At 60.3% G+C, this 24190-nt stretch carries 19 protein-coding genes; 16 read left to right on the top strand and 3 right to left on the bottom strand.

Annotated elements, in window-relative coordinates; genetic code table 11:
• The first annotated feature begins 149 nt into the window (after positions 1–149).
• The 5 genes from ACTG19_RS20690 (at position 150) to ACTG19_RS20670 (ending at position 5475) form a co-directional block, all read left to right on the top strand.
• Complete coding sequence (locus tag ACTG19_RS20690) at positions 150–1343, top strand: sugar ABC transporter substrate-binding protein (protein WP_439989521.1); 1194 nt, start codon at positions 150–152, stop codon at positions 1341–1343.
• Positions 1340–3478, top strand: coding sequence for a diguanylate cyclase domain-containing protein (locus ACTG19_RS20685; RefSeq protein WP_439989520.1), 2139 nt, complete (start codon positions 1340–1342; stop codon positions 3476–3478). The genes ACTG19_RS20690 and ACTG19_RS20685 overlap by 4 nt, the downstream gene beginning before the upstream one ends.
• 139 nt (positions 3479–3617) lie before the next feature.
• Positions 3618–4277 (top strand): YceH family protein, encoded by a 660-nt coding sequence (locus tag ACTG19_RS20680; protein ID WP_005361682.1) that lies wholly within the window; start codon positions 3618–3620, stop codon positions 4275–4277.
• Between the two features lie 85 nt (positions 4278–4362).
• A complete protein-coding gene (locus tag ACTG19_RS20675) occupies positions 4363–4926 on the top strand; it encodes a HutD family protein (RefSeq protein WP_335831464.1) in 564 nt (187 codons plus the stop codon).
• A gap of 93 nt (positions 4927–5019) precedes the next feature.
• A complete protein-coding gene (locus tag ACTG19_RS20670; protein WP_181221700.1) occupies positions 5020–5475 on the top strand; it encodes a PD-(D/E)XK nuclease superfamily protein in 456 nt (151 codons plus the stop codon).
• Between the two features lie 5 nt (positions 5476–5480).
• Here ACTG19_RS20670 and ACTG19_RS20665 read toward each other — a convergent pair whose 3' ends face one another.
• Together ACTG19_RS20665 and azu are read right to left on the bottom strand one after the other, a co-directional pair.
• Positions 5481–5684 (bottom strand): hypothetical protein, encoded by a 204-nt coding sequence (locus tag ACTG19_RS20665; protein ID WP_083249997.1) that lies wholly within the window; start codon positions 5682–5684, stop codon positions 5481–5483.
• A gap of 133 nt (positions 5685–5817) precedes the next feature.
• Positions 5818–6258: an azurin gene (gene azu, locus ACTG19_RS20660; protein WP_005337768.1), complete on the bottom strand. Its 441-nt coding sequence runs from the start codon at positions 6256–6258 to the stop codon at positions 5818–5820.
• Between the two features lie 335 nt (positions 6259–6593).
• Between azu and ACTG19_RS20655 the strand changes: the two genes are divergently transcribed.
• The 11 genes from ACTG19_RS20655 (at position 6594) to ACTG19_RS20605 (ending at position 23107) form a co-directional block, all read left to right on the top strand.
• Positions 6594–7640 (top strand): FAD:protein FMN transferase, encoded by a 1047-nt coding sequence (locus ACTG19_RS20655; protein WP_439989519.1) that lies wholly within the window; start codon positions 6594–6596, stop codon positions 7638–7640.
• Between the two features lie 159 nt (positions 7641–7799).
• Positions 7800–9446 (top strand): tetratricopeptide repeat-containing response regulator, encoded by a 1647-nt coding sequence (locus tag ACTG19_RS20650; RefSeq protein ID WP_005361691.1) that lies wholly within the window; start codon positions 7800–7802, stop codon positions 9444–9446.
• Between the two features lie 66 nt (positions 9447–9512).
• Positions 9513–10475 (top strand): ion channel, encoded by a 963-nt coding sequence (locus ACTG19_RS20645; protein WP_139493962.1) that lies wholly within the window; start codon positions 9513–9515, stop codon positions 10473–10475.
• A gap of 251 nt (positions 10476–10726) precedes the next feature.
• Positions 10727–11533 (top strand): exodeoxyribonuclease III, encoded by an 807-nt coding sequence (xthA, locus tag ACTG19_RS20640; RefSeq protein WP_005337776.1) that lies wholly within the window; start codon positions 10727–10729, stop codon positions 11531–11533.
• A 398-nt stretch (positions 11534–11931) separates the two neighbouring features.
• On the top strand, positions 11932–13131 hold the full coding sequence (locus tag ACTG19_RS20635) for an efflux RND transporter periplasmic adaptor subunit (protein WP_005353223.1): 1200 nt from the start codon (positions 11932–11934) through the stop codon (positions 13129–13131).
• 9 nt (positions 13132–13140) lie between these two features.
• Positions 13141–16251, top strand: coding sequence for an efflux RND transporter permease subunit (locus ACTG19_RS20630; protein WP_439989518.1), 3111 nt, complete (start codon positions 13141–13143; stop codon positions 16249–16251).
• A 116-nt stretch (positions 16252–16367) separates the two neighbouring features.
• Entirely contained in the window at positions 16368–17045 is a 678-nt protein-coding gene (locus tag ACTG19_RS20625; RefSeq protein ID WP_439989517.1) for a substrate-binding periplasmic protein, read from the top strand.
• Positions 17046–17177: 132 nt separating this feature from the next.
• Positions 17178–17678: a hypothetical protein gene (locus tag ACTG19_RS20620; RefSeq protein ID WP_439970864.1), complete on the top strand. Its 501-nt coding sequence runs from the start codon at positions 17178–17180 to the stop codon at positions 17676–17678.
• Between the two features lie 296 nt (positions 17679–17974).
• Positions 17975–19507: an efflux RND transporter periplasmic adaptor subunit gene (locus ACTG19_RS20615; RefSeq protein ID WP_439989516.1), complete on the top strand. Its 1533-nt coding sequence runs from the start codon at positions 17975–17977 to the stop codon at positions 19505–19507.
• Between the two features lie 73 nt (positions 19508–19580).
• Positions 19581–22709, top strand: a complete 3129-nt coding sequence (locus ACTG19_RS20610) for an efflux RND transporter permease subunit (protein ID WP_439989515.1) — start codon at positions 19581–19583, stop codon at positions 22707–22709.
• 44 nt (positions 22710–22753) lie between these two features.
• A complete protein-coding gene (locus ACTG19_RS20605) occupies positions 22754–23107 on the top strand; it encodes a copper-binding protein (protein WP_042656965.1) in 354 nt (117 codons plus the stop codon).
• Between the two features lie 119 nt (positions 23108–23226).
• Here the strand turns inward: ACTG19_RS20605 and ACTG19_RS20600 are convergent, their stop codons facing one another.
• The gene (locus ACTG19_RS20600) at positions 23227–24144 is read right to left on the bottom strand and encodes an ABC transporter substrate-binding protein (protein WP_139439917.1); all 918 of its coding nucleotides are present in this window, start codon (positions 24142–24144) and stop codon (positions 23227–23229) included.
• Between the last annotated feature and the right edge of the window lie 46 nt (positions 24145–24190).

Below are 24190 nucleotides of genomic sequence, written 5' to 3'. Positions count from 1 at the left end.
TATGCGGATAAGCAATTTATCCCCCAGCCCGGCCCACGCGCCGGGCTTTTTGTTGTTTCAGTCAATTAGTTGACACCCGAGCCTACCGATCTTGCCGGTAGTTTGTTACATTTTTCCCTTGGAATTCAGGGAATAACGGTGATGATAACATGAGCAGAAAACGATCTTTTTATCATCTCTTGCTGCTTTGCCTGTTCGCATTGAGCCACCCCCTGCAGGCTCAGGAGCCTGAACTGGAGCTGTGGCACTCCCAGCAAGCCGGTTACGTGATCGACGACGTGATCGCCCGCTTCAATCAGGAGGGGAACCACAGAGTGCGAGTCACCCAGATTGAGCCGGGCAAGATCAAGGCGGATCTCCTGCTGGCAGCTCAGGCCAGGGGGCTGCCCGACCTGATGCTAATCCCCTCCGATTTTATCGGCCTCTATCGCCAGATGACCCTCGCCCCGCTCCTGACCGAGTGGTTTTCCCCCGCGCTGATGGCCAGCGCCTTGCGTTATGTCACCCTGGATCGGCAACGCTGGGGCATGCCCATGATGCAGGGCAACCATCTGATGCTGTTTTACAACAAGGCGCTGGTCTCGACTCCGGTGACCCAATGGCAGCAACTGACTGCTATCACCCCGGCTCTCAAGGCCAAAGGGGTCTACCCCGTCAGCTTGCCCTATCACGACATGTACTACTTCGCCGCCTTTTTACACACCTTTGGCGGCTCGCCGGTGACCGAAGGGCGCATCACCCTCGACAGCCCGGCCATGGTGCAGGCACTGGAGGCCTACCGCACCGTCGTCAGCGAACAGTGGGTCGATCCCGAGTGCGACTATGACACCGCCCTCACCCGCTTCAATGAGGGCAAGAGCGCCTACCTCATCAATGGGGACTGGGCCTTCAACGATCTGGTGAAGAACATGGGGGATAAGCTGGGCGTTGCCCTGCTGCCCCGCTGGCAAAGCCATCCCATGCACTCCATGAGCGGCGCCTACGTGATGGGAGCCTCCCGCTGGGCGATGGATGATGAGGATAGGAAACCCGTCATCAAGGCATTGATGGCCTTTATCCAGCGTCAGGATATTCAGCAGTTCATCTATCATCAGGGGGCGCTGCTGCCGGTCAATCAGCAGGCTTTTACCGCCATCAGCCGCCGTCCCACGCCTCAGGAAAAAGTGCTGCTGGAACAGTTCACCCTCAGTACCCCCATGCCCTCCGACAGCGCCATGTCCATCGCCTGGCAAGCGATGGAGAAAGGGTTCGAGCGCTTTAAAGAGGGGATCAGTGCCGCCGACACCGCCCGCTATATGCAGCAGCTGGCCGATCAGCAGTACCGGCAGGTCAAAACACCATGAAACATCGCACCTTTCGGCTCGGCCCGACCCTCATCATCATCCTGTTCACCGTCGCCTTGCTGCCGGCACTGCTGGCCAGCACTGTGCTGCTGATCCGCCAGCACCAAATCATCGCCCAGAGCGAGCAATCGCAGCTGGAGCGGGCCCTCACCAGCATGACCCGCGAGGCCCGCTTTCGCAGCGAGCTGATCGGCACCCAGCTCAATCAGCTCAGCCAGGATCGGGTGCTCCATCAGGCCCTCGACAACTTTCTCTTCTCCAGCCATGCCCGGCTGGCGCTGGCCACCTTTGTCAAATCCAACAGCCTGCTCACCTCGGCCTACCTCATCGATGACAAGGGGTTGGTGGTGGAGTACATCAATGGCCAGGCCTCCCACCTCGAGTCGAGCGACCTGATGCCGCAGCTGATGGCCTGGGGCAAGACCCGCGAGGCGAAACAGGGCAAGCATCTGCTGCTCCCCGTCAATGATCCCGTACTGGTCGACGACATGGAGCAAAACCGCAGTGGCGGGCTGGCGCTGGTGGCCCCCATCTATCGCAACCACCAGCGAGCAGGGGTGATGCAGACCCCTTCCGGCTTCGTGATGACCATTCTCCCCTGGCGGCAGATGGCCCAGTTGCTGGAACCCTATCTCAAGGGGAGCGAATATCTGGTGATCTCCCAGGGCGAGAACCGTCTTTACGAAGGGGCTCACCAGAACGCCAACGCGATGGATGACAGGGAGCCAAGCAAGATGGCGCAGCCCCTGGCTATTGGCTGGCCCCAGCTGGAGCAGGAGATCACCCCCACCATCACCCTCTACAGCTACAGCAATGACAGGGTCAGCGAGCTCAACAAATCCCAACAGCTGCTGACCGTCAGCATCGCCGTCATGTTGCTGCTGGTGGCCATCGGCTGCGTCTGGCTCACCCGCTGGCTCACCCGACCGCTGCGCTCGCTGGCCGCGCTGGTGCGCAGCTATGGCAAGGGCAACTACCAGCAACGGCAGGCGCCGCTGCGCTTTGTGGAGTACGACGAGGTGCGCCAGCTGCTGCAAGAGATGGCCAGCACCATCTCGGATCAGGTGCGGGCGCTCTATCAGCAAAATGAACAGCTGCAGCAGGCCAATAGCGAGAAAGAGGCCTTCAACCAGCGGCTGCTCGGCTTCAACGACGAACTGGAGCAAGAGGTTGCCTCGCAAACGACCGCCCTGCGCTCGGCCCTGAGCCGGGAGGAGCGCAGCCGCCATATCCTGCAATCCTGGTTGCAGTTCGGTCTGCATCAGCAGCTGGATATCGATATTGCCGAGCTGGCCAGCTCCGCCCTGCTGCAGCTCTCGCAGCTCTATCCCGGCCACCGCTGGGGACTGGTGATCCGCCGAGACGGGCAGCCCCACTACTCCCTGACCCAGGGGGTCGATGCCCCCTTGCGGGATGCCCTGCAGGAAAAACTGGCTCAACTGATGGATGAGGAGGTCAAACACTCCGAATGCCAGTGGGATAACGCACTCTGGAAGATCATGACTCTGCCCGGTAGCCAAAGTGGCGTGCTGTTTGGTTATCTGATGGTGAGCGCAGAAGGGCTGGAGTCCGAAGACAGGGCCATCTTGCGGCTGTTTGCCAAGCAGTTGGCGGTGGGTATCGAGGGGCGCCTCTTCACCGACGAGCTGGCGCGGGTCGCCCGCACCGACAACCTCACCGGGCTGCCCAACCGGCAGGCGTTCGAAGAGGCCTTCCATCACTATCAGGCGGTGCTGGCACGCCATCCCGAGCGTCACCTCGCCCTCTTCATGCTCGATCTCAACGGCCTCAAGCGTACCAACGACCAATATGGGCACGAGGCAGGCGATGCCCTGCTGATCCAGATGGCTCGCCAACTGCGCACCCTCTGCCGTCAGGATGAGAAGATTTTCCGTATCGGCGGCGACGAGTTCGTGCTGCTGGCGGAGGCGGATCACCTCGCCAGCCAGCAGCTGGCAGGCAGGTTGGAGGCAAGCCAGCAGCACGCCATCGTGCAGCATGGGGAGCACTGCTTCCCGCTGCGTTTTGCCATCGGCTGGAGCAGCAGCGACCAGACCCCCCTGGCGGAGCTGAGCCGGGTGGCTGACGACGCCATGTATGCCAATAAGGCGCGCTTCTATCAGGGGCAGCGATAAAAAGCGGAGATCTGCGGCGTTGGCGAGCCTTTCGCCAACGCCCTGATCAGCTCGCAAAAATGGCGCACAACGCTAGACGCGGCGCGGACCATGACTAAGATAGGGGCTCTTGATGTCTCGATTTGGAAGGGAGTAGGAAATGGAGTTAGTACTTGGCCCACTGGAAGCCCGCGTCATCGGCTGTCTGATTGAAAAAGAGATCTGCACCCCGGATCAATATCCCCTCTCCCTTAATGCACTGGTCAACGCCTGCAACCAGAAGAGCAACCGCGAGCCGGTGCTGGAGCTCTCCGAGCTCGATATCCGCGCCGTGGTGGACGAGCTGATCCGCAAGCGGCTGGTGGTCAACACTGCAGGTTTCAACGCCCGGGTGCCCCGCTACCAGCACAGATTCTGCAACACCGAATTTGGCGAGCTGAAATTCAGTGCCCAGGAGCTTGGCATCGTCTGCGAACTGCTGCTGCGCGGCCCGCAAACCCCGGGGGAGCTGCGCTCGCGCACCAACCGCCTCTGCAGCTTCGATGATGTCACCGAGGTGGATGCGGTACTGACCCAGCTCATCGAGCGTGGCCCCTACGTGGTCAAGCTGCCGCGCGAGCCGGGCAAGCGCGAATCCCGCTACGCCCACCTGTTCAGCGGCGAAGTGGATATTCAGGCGATGATGGATGCCGCCCCCGCCGCGGCCTATGCCTCCCCTGCCGCCGACCGTCTGAGCGAGCTGGAGCAGGAGGTGAGCGAGCTCAAGAGCCGTCTCGCCGCCATGGAAGCACGGCTGGCCGCTCTGGATGGTCAGGGCTGATCGCCTTTACCATCGCCAATCTCTATCAGGGAGCCGAGGCAGATGTCCCCGGCTCCCTGCGTTTTTTTATCGTGAGGAAGTGCCCGTGATCACCCTGATTAAAGAGTCTGACCACCAGAAGATGCCCTGGAAAAACCAGCAGGGCACTACCAGCCAGATCCTCATCTCACCCAAGGGGAGCAGCCTTGCCAAACTCGATTTTGACTATCGACTGAGCTCGGCCCCCATCAAGAGCGCGGGTCCCTTCTCCCCCTTTCCCGGCTATCAGCGCATTTTGCTGCCGGTGAGCGGGGCAGGCTTTGTGCTCAACGGCCACCCCTACGCCACCTTCGAGGCGGCGCACTTTAGCGGCGATGAGGAGACCCACTGCGAATTGCTGAAAAAAGAGGTGACCGATCTGGGGCTTATCTACCATCCGGATCGCATCAGCGCCAACGTGCGGGTACTGAACCTCCCCTTCCCGCTGACCCTTACCCTCGAGCCAGAGAAGACCTACCTCTGTCACCTGCTGAGCGGCCAGCTGGCCGTGCAGGGCAAAGAGGTGGCTATCAACGAGACGCTGGTGGTGACCGGGGAAGAGAGCATTCACTTCGAATGCCAGAAGAAGACCTCCATCGCCTTCTTTACCCTGCAGGATGTTCTCAAATAGGATCTGCCGCGGTTAAAAATTACTCACGAATATTGAAAGTTATATATCTCGGAGTAATATGGGTCTCTCATAGCTTTTGTGATGAGAGATCCTATGCAATACACACTTGATGGATTCGAAGCACCACCAGAACTCACCACTGAAGAAGAAAAAAGTAATCAACAACTACAGAAAAGAATTAGAGAGATTTTGAATGAATTTGGTTATGTTGAGGATAATAAATTAGTTAACGCCAAAACATTCAAATGCAGAGTTCCTTACGAGGATCTCTATGGGCTTAAAGCAATCAGTGCTTTTGTAATTAACCATCCAATTGATGGGTTAACTCGTATTGAACCTCATCAGCAACAAGTTTCCGGCTCTGTAGACCGTAAATTTCCTTTCTTTTTACAAAGCGCAAACAAAGCTCCTGAACAAAATGTCATCATTTTGATTGAAGGCCAAGGCCATAAAAAAGCTGCATTTGAATGGCTAAAATCCGAGGCGAAAAAATGCGCTACCAAAAATGTCAAATGCTATGACTTGTCTGAGTTTTCACTCTGGCTCTAATTTGATTAACGTTTGGGTGCCCGCCCTCCACTGTCGAGGCATGCTTGCATTGTGTCATAAGGGATATAATGCTTGGTTCGGTTGTAATAAGTCCCCCCTTTCGGATGACATATACCACTACGACTTTTCTTTACCGGAGGTTCTGCTGCCAAGGCGATGGTACACACCAAGAGTAAACAACAACTGAGAACCAATTTTACTAATTGCATTTCCGTGTATCTTCCAGCGTCTTTAGAACAAAAACCTCGTCTGATGCCAGCCAATTCTGTCAGATATATAGCTCAATAGAAAAGCCGGGAAATCCCGGCTTTTGAGGCAACCGGCTCGATGCCGGTCAGCACCTTAGTTGACCTTGAAGGAGCCCTTCATCATGGCGAAGTGGCCGGGGAAGGAGCAGAAGAAGGTGAGATCCTTGCCCGCCAGACCGTCGGTCTTGAAGGTGACGCTGCTGCTCTCGCCGCCGCCGATCAGCTTGGTGTGAGCCAGCACACGGGGATCATCCTTGGGCAGATAGCCGTTCTCGGCCCCGGCGCTCATCCCGGCAGTCGCCACGGTCTGATAGTCGGCGGTGCTGGCCAGCACCCAGTTGTGACCCATGGCGGTCACAGGCAGCTTGCCGGTGTGGTTCAGGGTGACCGTCACCTCCTTGCAGGTGGCCGGCACGCTCATCTCTTTGAGGTTGTACTGCATGGCATCATTGCCTTCGATGACCAGTGCACACTCATCCGCCAGCACGGGGGCAGCCAGGGTACTCAGAAACAGCAGGGTAATCGCCTTTTTCATCATCTTCTCCTTTGATTGGCAATGGATGGCAACGACTTGGCGGATGCGGTGAACGCTTCGCAAAGATGCCGTCTAAATCGACCTTCATTTTACTCAATTGTCTTCAATCGGCTATGGCTTTTGGCCAAAGCTGCGGGCCAGGTCACCAGACGGTGCTCTACTCGCCACTCTCTCCCTCACGGATGGACGATACGACCCGCTCCCGCCACAGGTTCAAAACTGTTTAATTTTTTCTGCTCTTTTCCCTCCGATTGCCCCTATCAGGGCTCGCCCGGCGGGCGCCCCTTGGCTAAGCTAGCGCCCCGATATGAACCTTCTCCAGATGAGAGCGCCGGATGATTGCGATAACCCCCGTGGCGGCCCTGCGCGGCCTGCTGCTGACCCTGCTGCTGGCGCTGGCCGGCTGCCAGCCCACCCCGCCTGCCCAGACCCGTATTCAGGGCAAGACCATGGGCACCTACTATGTGGTGACCCTGAGCGATAGCTACCCCGGTGGGGAGCCCGCCTTCAAAAGCGACGTAGAGAGCCTGCTGGCCCGGATGAACAAGGAGATCTCCACCTACGATCCGGGCTCGCTCATCTCCCGTTTCAATCAGGGACCCGCCAACACCCCGTTTGCCATCCCGCCCGCCATGGCCATCATAGTCCAGCAGGGGATTGATGCCGGTAAGCTGACCGACGGCAAGCTGGATGTGACCGTGGGGCCTCTGGTCAATCTGTGGGGCTTTGGCCCGGACAAACGGCCGGTCAAGCGGCCCGATGAGGCAGCCATCGCCGCCGCCCGCCACAAGGTGGGCATCGACAAGCTGACCCTGACCCCGCAGGGGGATCACTTCCTGCTCGAAAAAACGATCCCGGATCTCTATCTCGACCTCTCCACCCTCGGCGAGGGGGCTGCCTCTGACGAGATTGCCACCCTGCTCGAAGGCAAGGGGGTACACAACTACCTGATCGAAGTGGCCGGTGCGGTGCGCAGCAAGGGCAACAACAGCAAGGGCTCGCCATGGAAAGTGGCCATCGTCGAACCCTCCGATCAGCCGGGGGCGTTTTCCGATATCGTCATCCCCAACGGCATGGCGCTCAGCACCGCGGGCAGCTATCGCAACTACTACGAGATGGATGGCCAGCGTTACTCCCATATCATCGACCCCGCCACCGGCCAGCCGGTCACCCACAAGCTGGTCTCCGCCAGCGTCATCACCCCGACCGCGCTGGAGGCCGATGCCCTCGATACCGCGCTGATGGTGATGGGGCCTGAAGCGGGGATGGCATTTGCCAAACAGCACCAGCTGGCGGTCTATCTCATCATCAAGACCGAACAGGGGTTCAAGGCTGAGTACACGCCGCAATTTGCTCCCTATCTGGCAGAGAAAAAACGGTGAGTTCAAGGCCCTGGCAACAGGGCCTTTTTCTTTCACTCATCGCGGGCAAAAGGCGGACAAACGGAGACGGTTCGCAATCGACAACTTGGCCAATTGCCTCTTCGGGCGCTTTGGTGGCACACTTTCCCTCATCAGCCCGTAGCGCCTCGACCCAGACAGATGCAGACACCTGAACAAGAGCCAGAGAAAAAGAGCCCAGCCAAGCCACAACGCATTCTGATGGTCAATGAGCAGCGCTCGTTTCAGGTGATGATGAAGGCGATGCTGCTCAATCTGGGTATCAGCAACATCACCTACTCCAATACCGCCGAGGATGCGCGGCGCCGCTGCCAGAAGGGCAGTTTCGACATCTATCTCATCGATTACGATCTCGGGGTTGGCGAGAATGGCCGCCAGCTGCTCGAAAGCCTGCGCGACAAAGATCTGATCCCGCCCCAGAGCGTGGTGATCATGGTGAGTGGCGACAGCTCCCGCGCCATGGTACTGAGCGCGCTGGAAGCCGAGCCCGACGAATACCTGATGAAGCCCTTCTCTCAGGAGCAGTTCTCGTTTCGCTTGAAGCGTGCCCTCGCCCGGCGCAACGCCCTGGCCAGCGTCTTTACCGCGCTGGCCGATGACAATCTGGCAGCCCTCATTACCGCCTGTGCCGAGCGGGCCGATGCGGTGCCCCGTTTTGCCAACTACTGCCGCTGCCTGCAGGCCGATACCCACCTCAAGCTGGGTCAGGCGCAGGAGGCGCGCGCCCTGATGCGCCAGCTGCTGGCCGGGCAGGAGAACAGCTGGGCCCGCCTGACGCTGGGCAAGGCGTGCAACACCCTGGGGCTCCACGAAGAGGCGGTCAGCCATCTGCAGGCGACCCTCAAAAATACCCCACTGATGGTGGAGGCTCACCTCTGGCTGGCAGAATCCCTGCTGGCCCTTGGCAATGACGAGCAGGCGCAGCAGGAGCTCAGACGGGCAGTGGATATCTCCCCCCAGTCGGTGCAACTCTCCCGACGACTGGCGGAGGTGTGCCTGCAGCGCCACGACTACGCCCAGGCCAAGGATGTGCTGATGTCGCTGATCGACCTGTCGCGCAACTCCATTCACCGCACGCCCCACTATCTTGGAGCCTATATCCAGACCCTGACCCTCTACGCCCTCAACAGCAACGACAGCTACCACATCGCCAACCTGCAAAAGCAGGTCAATTCCGCCCTGTCGCGCATCCGCGACTCGTTGATGATGTCGGAGTTCAACTACCCGGTGTTCGAGCAGATCTGTCAGGCCCGGGTGCAGATTGCGCTGGGCGAGCTGCTCAAGGGCAAGAAGATGCTCTATCGCGCCAACCAGAACTGGCTCGATGAACCGGCCACCATGCCCCCCGCCCTGCTTGGCGAGACCATCCTTGCCCTCTACCAGCTCGGCGAGTTTGAATATGCCGAAAGCCTGCAAGGGCTGCTGGCGGAGGACGAAGATCGGCTGCTCACCACCTGCATTCAGGCAACCCGGGATGACAAGACGGTGCTGGAGCGGCGTCAGCGCTACCAGCAGCTCAACGATCTGGGGATCAAGGCCTATCAGAGCGGCGAGCTGGAGCAGGCCCTCGGCCATTTTCGCGAGGCCCTGCGCCGCGCCCCCGCCAATACCGGTGCGGCTCTCAACAAGATCCAGGTGCTGCTGCAACTGATGCAGAAAAACCGCAAGAGTCCGGAATTTGGTGCCGAGTGCAAAGACACCCTGGACGTGCTCGACGGCATCCCCCTCAACCCGGCCCAGCAGGAGCGTTTTCGCAAGCTGCGTCAGGAGTTCAACCAGTTCAGCTAAGACGCCGCCGCGCCCCCCTTTCCCCGCCTATGCTGAAACCAGTTCGGCAATGCGAGGGAAATGAAGATGGCGATGTGTCGTTATCTGGTGGCCGATGGCCGCCACTGCAGTGAAGAGGCTGGCGAGCACGATCTCTGCCACTGGCATGATCCCCACCATACCCATCAGGGAGCTCACACCGCCGAGGCGCTTGAACAGTACGTCCGCGCTGGCGGACTCTGCCACGGCCTGCAGTTGTCACGGGCCAATCTGGCTGGCCTCAATCTGGTCAACAAGGAGTCCGATCAGGGATTTTTGCTGGAGCAGTGCAACCTCTATCGCGCCAACCTGCGCGGTGGTCACCTCTACGGCCTGCGCATGAAGGGCGGCAGCCTGATGAAGGCCGATCTCAGTGATGCCAACCTCCAGTGCGCCACCCTCGATGACGTCAACCTGCTCGGCATCCGCTGGCACAACACCCGGCTCGACAACATGCAGACCGGCAAACGGGTGATGCAGGATCGCAAGGGGCGCCGTGAACGGGATCCCAAACAGGCGCGCATCTGGTTCAAGGAGGCGGAAGAGACCTACCGGGATCTGCGCAAAGCCTCCGAGGCACAGGGGATCTTCACCATGTCCGGCAACTATATCCAGCAGGAGCTCACCATGCGCCGCCTGCAACTGCCGTTCTGGTCGGCCCAGCGCTTCACCTCCTGGGTGGTCGATCTCTTCTGTGGCTACGGCGAGGCCCCGATGCGGGTAGTGCTCTTCTCGTTGCTGCTCATCTTCATCTGCAGCATTTTTTACTTCTTCTGCGGCCTCAACTTCGCGGGCAACTACCTGATCTACCGACCAGAGGCATCCTTTGAAGAGAACGCCATCTTCCTGCTCGAATGCCTCTACTACAGCGTGGTCACCTTCACCACATTGGGGTACGGCGACTTCACTCCGGTCGGCCTCTCCAGGATCTTCGCCGCCTTCGAGGCCTTCACCGGCAGCTTTACGCTGGCGCTGTTTGTGGTGGTATTCGTCAAGAAGATGACCCGCTGAAAACCTGTCCACGATCCTACTGCGAGGCTGTGATCAAGGCTCATGTGCTGCTCGCTTTTTTGTAACCAAGAGTGCTCATGTATACATATACAATCCGGTTCCTGCGCTGCGCTTCACCTTGCTGACAACCTCTCGCGACGGATCGTGAACAGGTTACCAAGCAGCTGCACCAGTCACAGCCCCCGAACTTGCATCCACCGCCGATTCCTAGTCCAATAGCCACTTATAAAAATGACATGAGCATCCCGGACATGAAGATCATCTCTTTCAATATCAACGGCCTGCGCGCCCGTCTGCACCAACTGCAAGCCATCATCGACAAGCACCAGCCCGATGTGATCGGCCTGCAGGAGATCAAGGTGCACGATGAAGCCTTCCCGCTGGCCGATGTGGAGGCCATGGGCTATCACGTGGAGTTTCACGGCCAGAAGGCCCACTACGGGGTCGCCATCATGAGCAAGCAGAAGCCGGTCAAGGTGGAGAAAGGCTTCCCCACCGATGACGAAGAGGCCCAGCGCCGGATGATCATGGCCACCTTCGAGCGCGAAGACGGCTCTCTCATCAAGGTGATGAACGGCTACTTCCCGCAGGGTGAAAGTCAGGATCACGAGACCAAGTTCCCGGCCAAGCAGAAGTTCTACGAGGATCTGCAGCACTACCTCGAGACCAACCACACCCCGGACGACCAGCTGGTGCTGATCGGGGATATGAATATCTCCCCCACCGATCTCGACATCGGCATCGGCGAGGCAAACCGCAAACGCTGGCTGCGGGATGGCAAATGCTCCTTCCTGCCCATCGAGCGCGAATGGATGGAGCGGCTGAAAGGGTTCGGCCTGACCGACACCTTCCGCGCCGCCAATCCCACCGAGTGCGAGCGTTTCTCCTGGTTTGACTACCGCTCCAAGGGCTTTGACGAGAACCGCGGCCTGCGCATCGATCTCATCATGGCCTCCGACGCCCTCAAGGACAAGGTGACCGAGACCGGTATCGACTACGAGCTGCGCGGCATCGAGAAACCCTCCGACCACGCCCCCATCTGGGCCTGCTTCGCCTGACACGGCGCAAGATTAACCGATGAGCCGCGACGAATTCGTAAACTGTGAAGCGGCTCGCGGTTGCCCGCGATAAAAGGGCGTAAAAAACCCATCCAGAAAAGGTGCCTTATGGCACCTTATTTTTTTGCAGCAAGGAGTGGCAAGCGTGATACGGTTGCGAAGAGCCCAGGCCCTGGATGAACATCCCCGAAGCCCCCCGCCCATATCGGAAAAGTCAGACTTTTTTCGTCAATCGGCAACCCTAATTGCCACTTTGAGAAGGTTGTGTTCAAGGTTGCCGCCCTATCATCTCCCATTCCAATCATAAAGAAGTTGTTTTTTTAATCATGAAGTTAATGATGTGTATGGAGAAACATGCTGAACGCAGCAGCCGAAATCGATCCAATAGGAGTGTGATGATGAAGGTGCCCAATGCCGGAAGAGAGGTTTACAAACGCAGCTTGCTGACCCTGGCGCTGATCAGCGGTCTGAGTGCCTGTGGCGGCGAGACGACCCAGACGGCCCAGACCATGCCCGCCGTCCCTGTGGTGGTCGCCGAGGTCAAGCTGACCGATGTGCCGCTCACCACCGAGATGGTGGGAGAGACCGCCGGTTTTCGCGAGATCGATGTGCGCTCCCGGGTCAGTGGCATCCTGCTCAAGCGCACTTATGTGGAAGGCCAGCCGGTTACCGCCGGTCAGGAGCTGTTTCTGATTGACCCGGAGCCCTATAAGGTGGCACTGGAGCAGGCCAAAGGGACTTTGGCTCAGGAGCAGGCCCGTCTCAACAAGGCCCGTGCCGATCGGGATCGCATCATTCCCCTCTTCAAGCGTCAGGTGGTGAGTCGCAAGGACTATGACGACACCATCGCCAACTATGAAGCGGCCATCGCCAGTCATCAGGCCGCTCAGGCCAAGGTGAAAGAGGCGGAGCTCAACCTCAGCTACACCCAGGTGACCGCCCCCATCAACGGCATGGCGAGCAAGAGTTCCCAGTCCGAGGGGAGCCTTATCTCCACCAGCGGCGACAACGGCCTGCTCACTACCATCACCCAGTTTGATCCGCTCTACGTCAACTTCTCCTACTCGGAGCAGGATCGCCTCAACTTCGAAAACTCGGTAAAGAAAGGGGTGATTGAGGCGAAGGATGCCACCACCTGGCGCACCCATATCCGTCTGGCCGATGGCTCCCTCTATCCGGAGGCGGGCAAGCTCAACTTCTCCGACAACCGGGTCGATCCCCAAACCGGCACCATCCGTGCCCGCGCCATCTTCGACAACAAGGACGGCGTACTGCTGCCGGGGCAGTTTGTCCGTATGACCATCGATCTGGGCACCCGCAAAAACGCCATCGTTGTGCCGCCGCGTGCCATCGTCCAGTCCCAGGCTGACCGCATGGTGATGGTGGTCGATGCCGACAACAAGGTAGTGCCCCGTCCGGTGACCCTGGGCGCGGCAGTCGACTCCGGCGTGCTGATCGAGAGCGGCCTGCAGGCAGGTGAGCGCTATATCGTCGAAGGCTTGATGAAGGCTCGCCCCGGCGCCGTGGTAAAACCTGTCTCTGCCGACGAGATGAAGGCGATCACCGGCAAGGTGGTCAGCCAGTCTGCGGCCAAGTAAGGAGCCCGTATGTTTTCCAAGTTCTTCATAGAACGCCCTATCTTCGCCAGCGTGATTTCGATCATTATCGTGCTGGGCGGGTTGGCGGCGATGCGGGCGCTCCCCATCGAGCAATATCCCCAGATCACCCCGCCGGTGGTCTCGGTCACGGCGTTTTATCCGGGCGCAACCCCGGAGGTGATCTCCCAGACGGTGGCTGCACCGCTGGAGCAGCAGATCAACGGCGTCGAGCGGATGATCTACATGCAGTCGGGGTCGGCCTCCAACGGCCAGATGAACCTCAACGTCTACTTCGAGATCGGCACCGATCCGGATCAGGCCACCATCAACGTCAACAACCGGGTCTCGGCCGCCATGGCCCAGCTGCCGGAAGAGGTGAAGAAGCAGGGGGTGACGGTCAAGAAGAAATCGACCTCTATCCTGCAGGTGGTCACCCTCCAGTCACCGAACGGCTCGTTTGATACCACCTATCTGTCGAACTACGCCCTGCTCAACATCATCGACGAGCTCAAGCGGATTCCCGGCATCGGTGATACCACCTTGTTTGGCGGTACCGACTATGCGATGCGCATCTGGCTGCGGCCGGACCGACTGGCCCAGCTCGAGCTCACCCCGAGCGACGTGATCGGCGCCATTCGCGAACAGAACACCCAGTTCGCGGCGGGCAAGATCGGAGCCCAACCCACCACGGCACCCATCGACTTCACCTACACGGTGCAGACCAAAGGGCGCCTTGAGGATGTGAAGGAGTTCCAGAACATCATCGTCCGCTCCATGCCAGATGGCTCCAAGATCCGGGTCCGCGATGTCGCCCGGGTCGAGCTGGGGGGCAAGGATTATGACCTGGTCGCCCGCGCCAACGGCAAACCGGCCATCGGTATCGCCACCTATCTGCAGCCGGGCGCCAACGCCGTCGCTGTTGCCGATGCGGTACACGCCACCATGGAGCGACTCAAAGAGCGCTTCCCGCAGGATATCGAGTACCAGATCCCATACGACACCACCGAGTTCGTGAAGATCTCCATCGAAGAGGTGGTACACACCCTGTTCGAGGCGATCGTGCTGGTGTTCGTGGTGGTCTATCTGTTCCTGCAGAACTTCCGCGCCACCCTGATCCCCTGTATCGCGGTGCCGGTGTCGCTCATCGGGACCTTCGCCGGCATGCTGGTGCTCGGTTTCTCCATCAACCTGCTGACCCTGTTTGGCATGGTGCTTGCCATCGGTATCGTGGTGGATGACGCCATCGTGGTGCTCGAGAACGTCGAGCGGATCATGAGCGAGAAGAAGTGCTCCGCCAAGGAGGCTGCCATCCTCGCCATGCAGGAAGTCTCCGGTCCGGTGGTCGCCATCGTGCTGGTGCTCTGCGCCGTGTTCCTGCCGGTCGCCTTTATGGGCGGCATGACCGGGGTGATGTACAAACAGTTCGCCATCACGGTCGCGGTCTCGGTCGCTATCTCCGGTCTGGTGGCACTGACTCTCTCCCCGGCCCTCTGTGCCGTGTTGCTGAAAGAGGGACACCACAAACCGGCCCGCTTCTTCGTCTGGTTCAACGAAAAATTTGACCAGCTGACCCGCGGCTATGTACGGGGTGTGGCCTTCCTGAACCGTCGGGTGGGGGTCGCCTTTGCCATCATCGCCGTGCTGATCCTCTCCATCTACGGCCTCTTCCTGAAAGTGCCAGGCGAACTGGTACCGAACGAAGATCAGGGCTACCTCATCTCCGCCGTCATGCTGCCGGATGCGGCCGCGATGAGCCGGACCCAGGCGGTGGCGGATCAGTTCGACAAGATCGCCATGGCAAACCCCCATGTGAAGGATGTGATCACCTTCTCGGGCTTTGACATTCTCTCCAATGCCATCATCAGCAACAGCGGCATGACCTTCATTACCCTGAAGGACTGGAGTGAGCGTCAGGGGGCCGGACAGGACTCCTTCTCGCTGGCCAAGACCTTCCAGGGCTTAAGCCTGATGGGGCTGGCGGATGGCTTTGTCGCCTCCTTCAACCCGCCTCCCATTCAGGGGATGTCCACCACAGGTGGCCTTGAGGCCTATCTGCAAAACCGTGGCACCGGCAACGCCCAGGCCTTCTCCGACGAAGTACAGCGCTTCCTTGAAGCAGCCAAGGCACGCCCGGAGTTTGCCAGCGTCACCAGCACCTACCGCGCCAACGTGCCACAGGTCTATCTGGATCTGGATCGCGAGAAAGCCAAGGCGCTGGGGCTGCCCATCAACGCGGTGTTCGACACCATGCAGGCCACCTTCGGCCAGGTCTATGTCAACGACTTCAACCAGTTCGGGCGTACCTACCGGGTGCAGTTGCAGTCCGAGGCAGACTATCGCGCCAAGAAGAGCGACATCCGCAACGTCTATGTCCGCTCCGACAAGGGGGAGATGATCCCGCTCAGCAGTCTGGTGACGGTGCGTGATGCCACCGGCCCCGAACTGGTCGAACGCTTCAACATCTTCCAGGCCGCCAAGATCATGGCCCAGCCCGCCCCTGGCTACAGCTCGGGTCAAGCCATCGCCGCGCTGGAAGAGGTCGCCAATGAGGCTCTTGGCAACGACGCCAAGCTGGAGTGGACCGGCTCCGCCTATCAGGAGAAAGCGGCCGCAGGCAGCGCAGGCATGGCCTTTGGTTTCGGTATCGTGATGATCTTCCTCATTCTGGCCGCCCAGTATGAACGCTGGAGCCTGCCGTTTGCGGTGATCACCGCCGTACCGTTCGCCCTGTTCGGTGCCCTGCTCGCCACCTGGCTGGTGGGGCTGACCAACAACGTCTACTTCCAGATCGGGCTGGTGACCCTGGTCGGCCTTGCCGCCAAGAACGCTATCCTGATCGTGGAGTTCGCGGTGATGAAGCACGAAGAGGGGATGAGCCTCATCGAGTCGGCACTGGAGGCGGCGCGCCTGCGTTTCCGTCCCATCGTGATGACCTCGCTCGCCTTCATCCTCGGCTGTGTGCCTTTGGTCACCTCCAGCGGGGCCGGTGCGGCAAGCCGTCACGCCCTCGGCTGGCCGGTCATCGGCGGCATGCTGGCGGCCACCTTTATCGCCATCTTCTTTATCCCGCTTTTCTTCCGCCTCATCATGAGAGGATCGGAAAAGCGCGCCAAGCCGTAACGCTCTCCACGGGCGTTCCACCGATAACAAACTACCCCCGCCCGTGCGGGGGTATTTTTTTGTCTGCGGTGTGCTTCAATGACACATATCGAGACTTTTTTGCACAGGATCCGGATATGCTGGCTCAGCTCTGGCTTGCGACGACCTTGACGACCACGACCCTCTCCGCCTGTGGTCATCACGATTATCCCCCCTGGAACTGGCTGAGCGATGGCAAGATCATCGGCGTTTGTGCCGAAGTCGTCAGTACCCTCTATCAACGGTTGGGTTTCAATGTGGATCTCTCCTATGTGGGCCCCTGGGCCCGCTGTCAGCAGAAAGTGGCGAAAGGAGAGGTCGACATCAATATCTGTGCGCTGCGCAACGAAGAGAGAGCGCACTACTCCCGCTTTACCCGAACGCCCATGGCCATCAATGACATGGCGGTGTTCGTGCGCCAACTCGGAAGCCGCTTGCTGCAACGACGGGAGGATCTGACCGGATTGCGGGGCGCCATGATGATAGGCGTTAGCCTTGGCAGCGAAATGGATGGTTTTTTACAAGCGAATACCCGCATCTACAGGGTCAACTCCCTCAAGCAGGTATTTGGCCTGCTGGCCAGTGACCGGGTCGACTTCGTTCCCTATGGCCGCTCTTCCGGCCGCCTGTTTTTGAGCGAAAATTACCCGAGCAGCGGAATGGCTGATCTGCAGTGGCCACTGCAGCGCGGTGAGCTCTATATTTCTGTTTCACTGCAATCCCCCCATCTTGGCACCCTCGAACAACTGGAGCCCATGTTGCAGCGCCCGGCATGAGTCAATGGATAGACCAGTTGCTGGAAAAATACAGTGACCTCTACCTGCAGCAGCAGCGCCAGCAGAAGCCTTGACCTTCTCGTGCGAGCAAGGTTTAGAGTTTGGCAACTTGCCCCCCTAAGGATGCTCGGATTGTCACTCACCCAGCTTGCTGCAAGATTGCCCTCTGTTGCTCTGGCCCGGCTATTGCTGGCGCTGCTGCTCGTCTGCAATCTGACTCTCTGCATCAGCTGGCATGGTTCTCCCCTCTCCTCCGAGCCGACCCCAAGCAGCGCCCAATCGATGGTGATGTTCGATTCATCCATGGCGATGGCGGATAGCGATATCTCTCATGCAATGCTCGCGATGGATCACCCGGACGATGTCATGCCCCTCTCCTGCCATCAGGGAGACGAGGGGTCAGCCATGGGCGATGAGTGCCAGATGCAGACAGGCATCAATGCCCCCTCCTTCGGCGCGATGACTCTGCTTGGGATACTGGTCGCCCTGCTGCTCTTTCCCTTGCTACTTGGCAACAACGTCGCAGCGTCACTGCTTGATAACTGGTTGCGGGATCCCTTCCTGCGCTCGCGCGGCACTCACCCTCCCTCCTGGCCGCGCCGACATCTGATGCTGTCGGTGTTACGCCACTAGAAAGCGCTTCTCTTGCGGCAGCGGCAAGCCTCGGCTTGCCCGTTTCCTGCCGCCTTGCCTGACCCTGTGCCCCGGCCAAACCGGTCCGCTCACAGGGAGCCGTGCGCACTGATACAGCTGCGCCCCGTTTGCCGCCAGCCCCTTGGGTGATGCCTTGCACCTCACCCGACCGGCGGCCTGCAAAAGAGAAGACGTATTATGTCACCAGCCCACTTTTCACCGTCCAAGGTTGCTGCCTTTGCGGGCGCATTACCCTCCTGCACTTTCTGCATGCAAATCCGCGCCGGAGGCCAGTCATGAACAAGACCGTCCTGATGTCGGCCCTGCTGCTCGCCCTTGGCGCTGGTGGCGGCTACTGGGCCGCCAAACAGACCTCCGATGGCGCCAGCGCCAAAGAGAAGACGCCCCTTTACTGGGTCAACCCCATGGATCCCCGTGACAAGCGCGACGGCCCGGCCAAGGACAACATGGGGATGGACTTTATCCCCGTCTATGAGGAAAAACAGGGCGGCTCACCGGGCACCGTCACCATCAGCCCCGAGATCCAGCAGAACCTGGGGGTGCGGCTGGCTAAGGTCGAGCGACTGCCTATCCACCAGCAGATCGAGACGGTGGGCTATGTCGGGTATGACGAGGATCGGCTGGAGGCGATCAACGCCCGCATGGCGGGCTGGATCCGCACCCTCGCCATCAAGAGCGAGGGGCAGCAGGTGAGCAAGGGGAGCCTTATTTACGAGCTCTACGCGCCGGATCTGGTCAACGCCCAGCACGAATACCTGCTGGCACTCAACACGGCCAACCCACTGCTGCTGCGCGCTGCCGAGGGCAAGCTCAAATCCCTGCAGGTACCGGCGGATCAGATTGCGGCCCTCAAGCGCACCCGCCAGGTGCGCGAAACCATCAGCATTTACGCCCCCAGCAGCGGTTATGTCTCCGAGCTCAAGGTGCGCGAGGGCCAGTATGTTGAGCCCGCAGCGGCGCTCTTTAACATCAGCACCCTCAAGCAGGTGTGGGTCAGTGCCGAGGTGTTCGAGCGTCAAGCCGCCCAGCTGAAAGTGGGGGATCCGGTCACCATGACTCTCGACTATGCCCCCGGCCGCAGCTGGCAAGGTAAGGTGGATTACCTCTATCCGACCCTGGATGCCGCTACTCGCACCCTCAAGGTGCGGCTGCGCTTTGACAACCCGGACGAGTTTTTGAAACCCAATATGTTCGCCAAGGTGACCATTCAGGCGGGCAAGGGAGAGCCGCAATTGGTGGTACCGAGCGAAGCTGTGATCCGCACCGGCAGTCAGGATCGGCTGGTGCTGGCGTTGGGGGATGGCAACTTCAAGTCGGTCGCCGTCACTCTCGGCCCCCAGTTTGGCGACAAGGTTGCCATCAAGGCAGGGGTAGAGGCTGGGGATAACATCGTCAGCTCGGCCCAGTTCCTGCTCGACTCCGAGTCGGCCATCGATTCAGACTTCCAGCGTATGACGGCAGTGCGCCCCGCCCAGGTGTGGACCCAGGGCGAGGTTGAAAGCATCGATCTGGCCAACCGTACCCTGATGGTCTCCCACCAGCCCATCCCCGAGTGGCAGTGGCCCGCCATGGAGATGGAGTTCACCGTCGCCGACGGGGTCGATATCAGCAAGCTGGTCGAGGGGCAGACCCTTCATCTGCAGGTGATACAGGAGGGGGATGAGTACCGAATCACCACCATCCATCAGGAGAAGGCACCAGCAACTGACGACACCGCCAAGCCTGCGGCAGATGAGATGGGCAAGATGGAAGGCATGGACCATAGCCAGCATCAGATGACGATGCCCGAGATGGAGAAGAAATCATGATCCCTTCCATCATTCGCTACGTTGTCAACAAACAGGTTCAGCTCTCTGCACAAAATGAGCAAGGAGCAAAACCATGATCCCGTCGATTATTCGCTGGTCCGTGGGCAACCGCTTTCTGGTGCTGCTATTGACCCTCATGCTCACCGCCTGGGGGCTCTGGTCGGTCAAACAGACCCCGGTGGACGCCCTGCCGGATCTCTCCGATGTGCAGGTGATCATCAAGACCTCCTATCCGGGCCAGGCGCCACAGGTGGTGGAAGATCAGGTCACCTATCCGCTTACCACCGCCATGCTGGCGGTGCCGGGGGCCACCACGGTGCGCGGCTACTCTTTCTTCGGCGACTCCTTCGTCTATGTGCTGTTTGACGACAACACCGATCTCTACTGGGCCCGCGCCCGGGTGCTGGAGTATTTGAGCCAGGTTGCGCCCAATCTGCCCGCCTCCGCCCGTCCCCAGCTCGGCCCCGATGCCACCGGGGTGGGCTGGGTCTATCAGTACGCGCTGGTGGACAGAACCGGCAAGCATGACCTCAGCCAACTCACCTCCCTGCAAAACTGGTTCCTCAAGTACGAGTTGCAGACGGTGGAGGGGGTCTCAGAGGTTGCCACCGTGGGTGGCATGGTGCGCCAGTATCAGGTGCGGGTCGATCCGGACAAGCTGCGCGCCTACGGCATCCCGCTCTCCCTTATCGAGACCGCCATCAAACAGGGCAATCAGGAGACAGGCGCTTCCGTCATCGAGATGGCGGAAGCGGAGTACATGGTGCGCTCCAACGGCTATCTCAAGAGCGTGGAGGATCTGAAGCAGATCCCGCTCGGCACCAATGTGCGCGGCGCCCCGCTGCTGCTGGGCGACGTGGCGGATGTGGTCACCGGCCCCCAGAGCCGGCGCGGTCTGGCCGAGCTCAATGGTGAAGGGGAAGTGGTGGGCGGCATCATCGTCATGCGCTACGGCGAGAATGCCCAGCACACCATCGACGGGGTCAAGGCACGGCTCGCCCAGCTGAAGAGCAGCCTGCCAGAGGGGGTAGAGGTCGTCACCGTCTACGATCGCTCCGACCTTATCCAGCGCGCCATCGACAACCTCTCCGGCAAGCTGGTGGAGGAGTTCGCGGTGGTGGTGCTGGTGTGTCTGGCCTTCCTGTTCCACCTGCGCTCGTCACTGGTGGTGGTCATCACCCTGCCCATCGCCATTCTGGTGGCCTTTATCGTCATGCACCTGCAGGGGATCAACGCCAACATCATGTCGCTCGGGGGCATCGCCATCGCCATCGGCGCCATGGTGGATGGCGCCATCGTGATGATTGAGAACGTCCACAAGCACATGGAGCGGGAGGCGCTCACCGACAAGAACCGCTGGCGCATCGTCACCGAGGCGAGCATCGAGGTAGGCCCCGCCATCTTCTTCTCCCTGCTGATCATCACCATCAGCTTCCTGCCGGTGTTCGCGCTGGAGGCGCAGGAGGGACGGATGTTCCACCCGCTCGCCTACACCAAGACCTACGCCATGGCGGCGGCGGCCGGGCTCGCCATCACGCTGGTGCCGGTGATCATGGGTTACTTCATCCGTGGCAAGGTGCTGGCGGAGCAGGCCAACCCGCTCAACCGCTGGCTGAGCCAGGGCTATGTGCCGCTGCTCAAAGCCGTGCTGGCCCGTCCAAAAACCACTCTGGCTGTCGCCGCCGTGGTGACGGTGGCGGGCTTCTGGCCACTCAAGTACCTGGGCTCCGAGTTCATACCGCCGCTCGATGAGGGGGACATCATGTATATGCCCACCACAGCGGCCAATATCTCGGTTGGCAAGGCGCGGGAGATTTTGCAGCAAACCGACAAGCTCATTCGTACCGTGCCCGAGGTGCAGAACGTGTTCGGCAAGGCGGGTCGCGCCGAATCGGCCACCGACCCCGCCGACTTGGTGATGATGGAGACCAGCATCCAGCTCAAGCCCCGGGACCAGTGGCGCCCCGGTATGACCCCGGAGAAGCTCAAAGAGGAGCTCGACTCCCTAATCCGCTTCCCCGGACTCACCAACGCCTGGGTGCCCCCCATCAAGACCCGCATCGACATGCTGGCTACCGGTATCAAGACCCCGGTCGGTATCAAGATTGCGGGGCCCGATCTCAAGGTGATCCAGCAGCTCGGCCAGCAGCTCGAACAGATCGTTGGCAAGGTGGAGGGCGCCTCATCGGTCTACGCCGAGCGGGTGGCCGGTGGCCGCTATGTGAAGGTGGATATCGACCGGCTCAAAGCAGCCCGCTACGGCCTCAACATCGCCGACGTGCAGGCGGTGCTCGCCACCGCGGTGGGCGGCATGGAGGTGGGCCAAACCATCGAGGGGCGCGAACGCTATCCCATCAACCTGCGCTACCCCCAGAGCTATCGCGATTCTGTAGCCAGCTTGGAGCTGCTGCCGGTGGTCACGCCAAGTGGCGCTCGCATCGCGCTGGCGGATGTAGCCCAGGTCTACATCAGCGATGAAGCCCCCATGCTGCACAGTGAAAACGCGCGGCTCAACGGCTGGGTCTACGTCGATATTCGCGGCCGCGACATCGGCTCCTTCGTCGATGAAGCCAAAGCACAAGTGGACAAACAGCTGGTGCTGCCGGCGGGCTACGCCCTCACCTGGTCCGGTCAGTTCGAATACATGGAGCGGGCCAAGGCGCGCCTCGCCTACGTGGTGCCGCTCACGGTCGCCATCATAGTGCTGCTGCTCTATCTGGCGTTTCGCCGCTTCCAGGAGGTGCTGCTCATTCTCACCACCTTGCCGCTGGCGGTGGTGGGCGGGATCTGGACCCTCTGGCTGCTCGACTTCAACCTCTCGGTGGCGGTGGGGGTCGGCTTTATCGCCCTGGCCGGGGTGGCGGTGGAGACGGGTGTGCTGATGCTGGTCTACCTCAACCACGCCTGGGATGACCTCGTAGCCTGCGGCAAGCCGGACAAGGCGGGGCTGCACCGGGCGGTGATCCACGGCGCCGCCCTGCGCCTGCGCCCCAAGATGATGACGGTGGTCACCATCATCGCCGGCCTCTTGCCCATCATGTGGAGCCACGGTACCGGATCCGAAGTGATGCAGCGCATCGCCGCCCCCATGATCGGCGGCATGGTGAGCGCGCTGGTGCTGACCCTCTTGGTGCTGCCAGCGGCCTATTACCTGTGGCGCAGCCGCAGCCTTGGCAAGGGCGCGAACCCGCAATCCGAATAACCCGATTTCACGATCCATATTGACTGAACGATGAGGAAACCATCATGAACTACAAGACGCTGACCCTGACATTGCTGCTTGGCCTTGCCACCCAGACCAACCTGCAAGCCGAAGAGATGATGCACCATGAAGGGCACGAGATGAGCCAGACGGGTGAGATGAGCGAACAGGCCGCAATGGTGATGACCAAGGGGGTCATTACCCGCCTCGATGAGGGGAGCGGCAAGGTCGGCATCAAGCACGAGGCGATCGAGAATCTCAAGATGCCCGCCATGACCATGGTCTTTCGAGTGGCAGATCCGGCCCAGCTCAAAGGGCTCAAGGTGGGGGATGCCATCCACTTTCATGCCGAAAGCCAGAGCGGCAAGCTCACAGTGACAGCCATCCAGCCGCAATAAATGGCTCTGGCTCGCCGAAGAGGTCACGATAGACAGTGACAACGCAAGAGGGAGGCATCAGCCTCCCTCTTCTTTTGATCAACCTGTTCGTGTGGTCAACCTCTGGCGCGCGATAGCACTCAGCTGCGGGTTGCCAGCAACTGCTCCACATCCTCGATCACCTTGAGGGCCGCCTGCGGGCCGCCGCTGGAGGTCCAGAGCGACCCGTCCACGGCGCCAAAGCGCTTGGCCTTGATCACCGGCAACTGCTGGAACGCCGGGGTCTGCTCCGCTTGACGCATGGCATCCACCGCATCACCGCTGGCGCTCAGGGTGCCGACCACCAGCCAGTCAGCATCCAGCAGGTTGAGGGACTCCAGACTCAGCGCCGGTGAGTGGGGCGCGCCAGTCCCCTGTTGTTTGCTCGGACGCACCAGCCCCATCGACTCCACTACGCTGCTGGCAAAGGTGCCCTGATACATAAAGCTCGGCCCCTTGGGGTTCCAGCGCACTATGCTGATGCTCTCCCCCTGATGCTTGGCCAGCTTGCTGCGAGCCTGAGTCAACCGCTCGGCATACTGCAGCAAGAAAGTATTAGCTTGCTGGTCGCGGTTGAGGGTGTGAGCTGTGCGGCGGAAGCTATCCTGCCAAGGCTCACCCCACTTGCTGGTCACCACGGTCGGCGCGATCTCCCCCAGCAAGGTCAGCAGCTCGGGACGGGTCTGGCCGGTCAGGATAAGGTCGGGCTCCAGCGCAATCAGCGACTCCAGATTGGGGCTGTCGAGATCACCGATCACCTGGATCCCCATGCCCGCCTTGTTCAGCAAATAGCGGGGCAAGGTGGGTTGACCACGGCCATTGACGGCGCCGATGGGGGTCAGCCCCAGGGTCAGGGTGCTGTCGAGTTCGAGCTCGCTCAGCACCACCACCCGCGTTGGCTGGACTGGCACCTGCACCTTCTGGCCAAACGCATCGGTCACTTCACGCATCTCCTGCGCCTGAACCAGCGGCGCGGCCAGCATCAGGATGGCTGCTGCCAGGGCGGCAAAACGCTTCATCATCTCACTCCTTCTCGTTGCACGGCCCGGATAATCGGCCGCGTAA

This window comes from Aeromonas sp. 3P, from assembly GCF_051919745.1.
Taxonomy (GTDB): Bacteria; Pseudomonadota; Gammaproteobacteria; order Enterobacterales; family Aeromonadaceae; genus Aeromonas; species Aeromonas veronii.
This window is presented reverse-complemented; position numbering and strand designations above follow the sequence as displayed.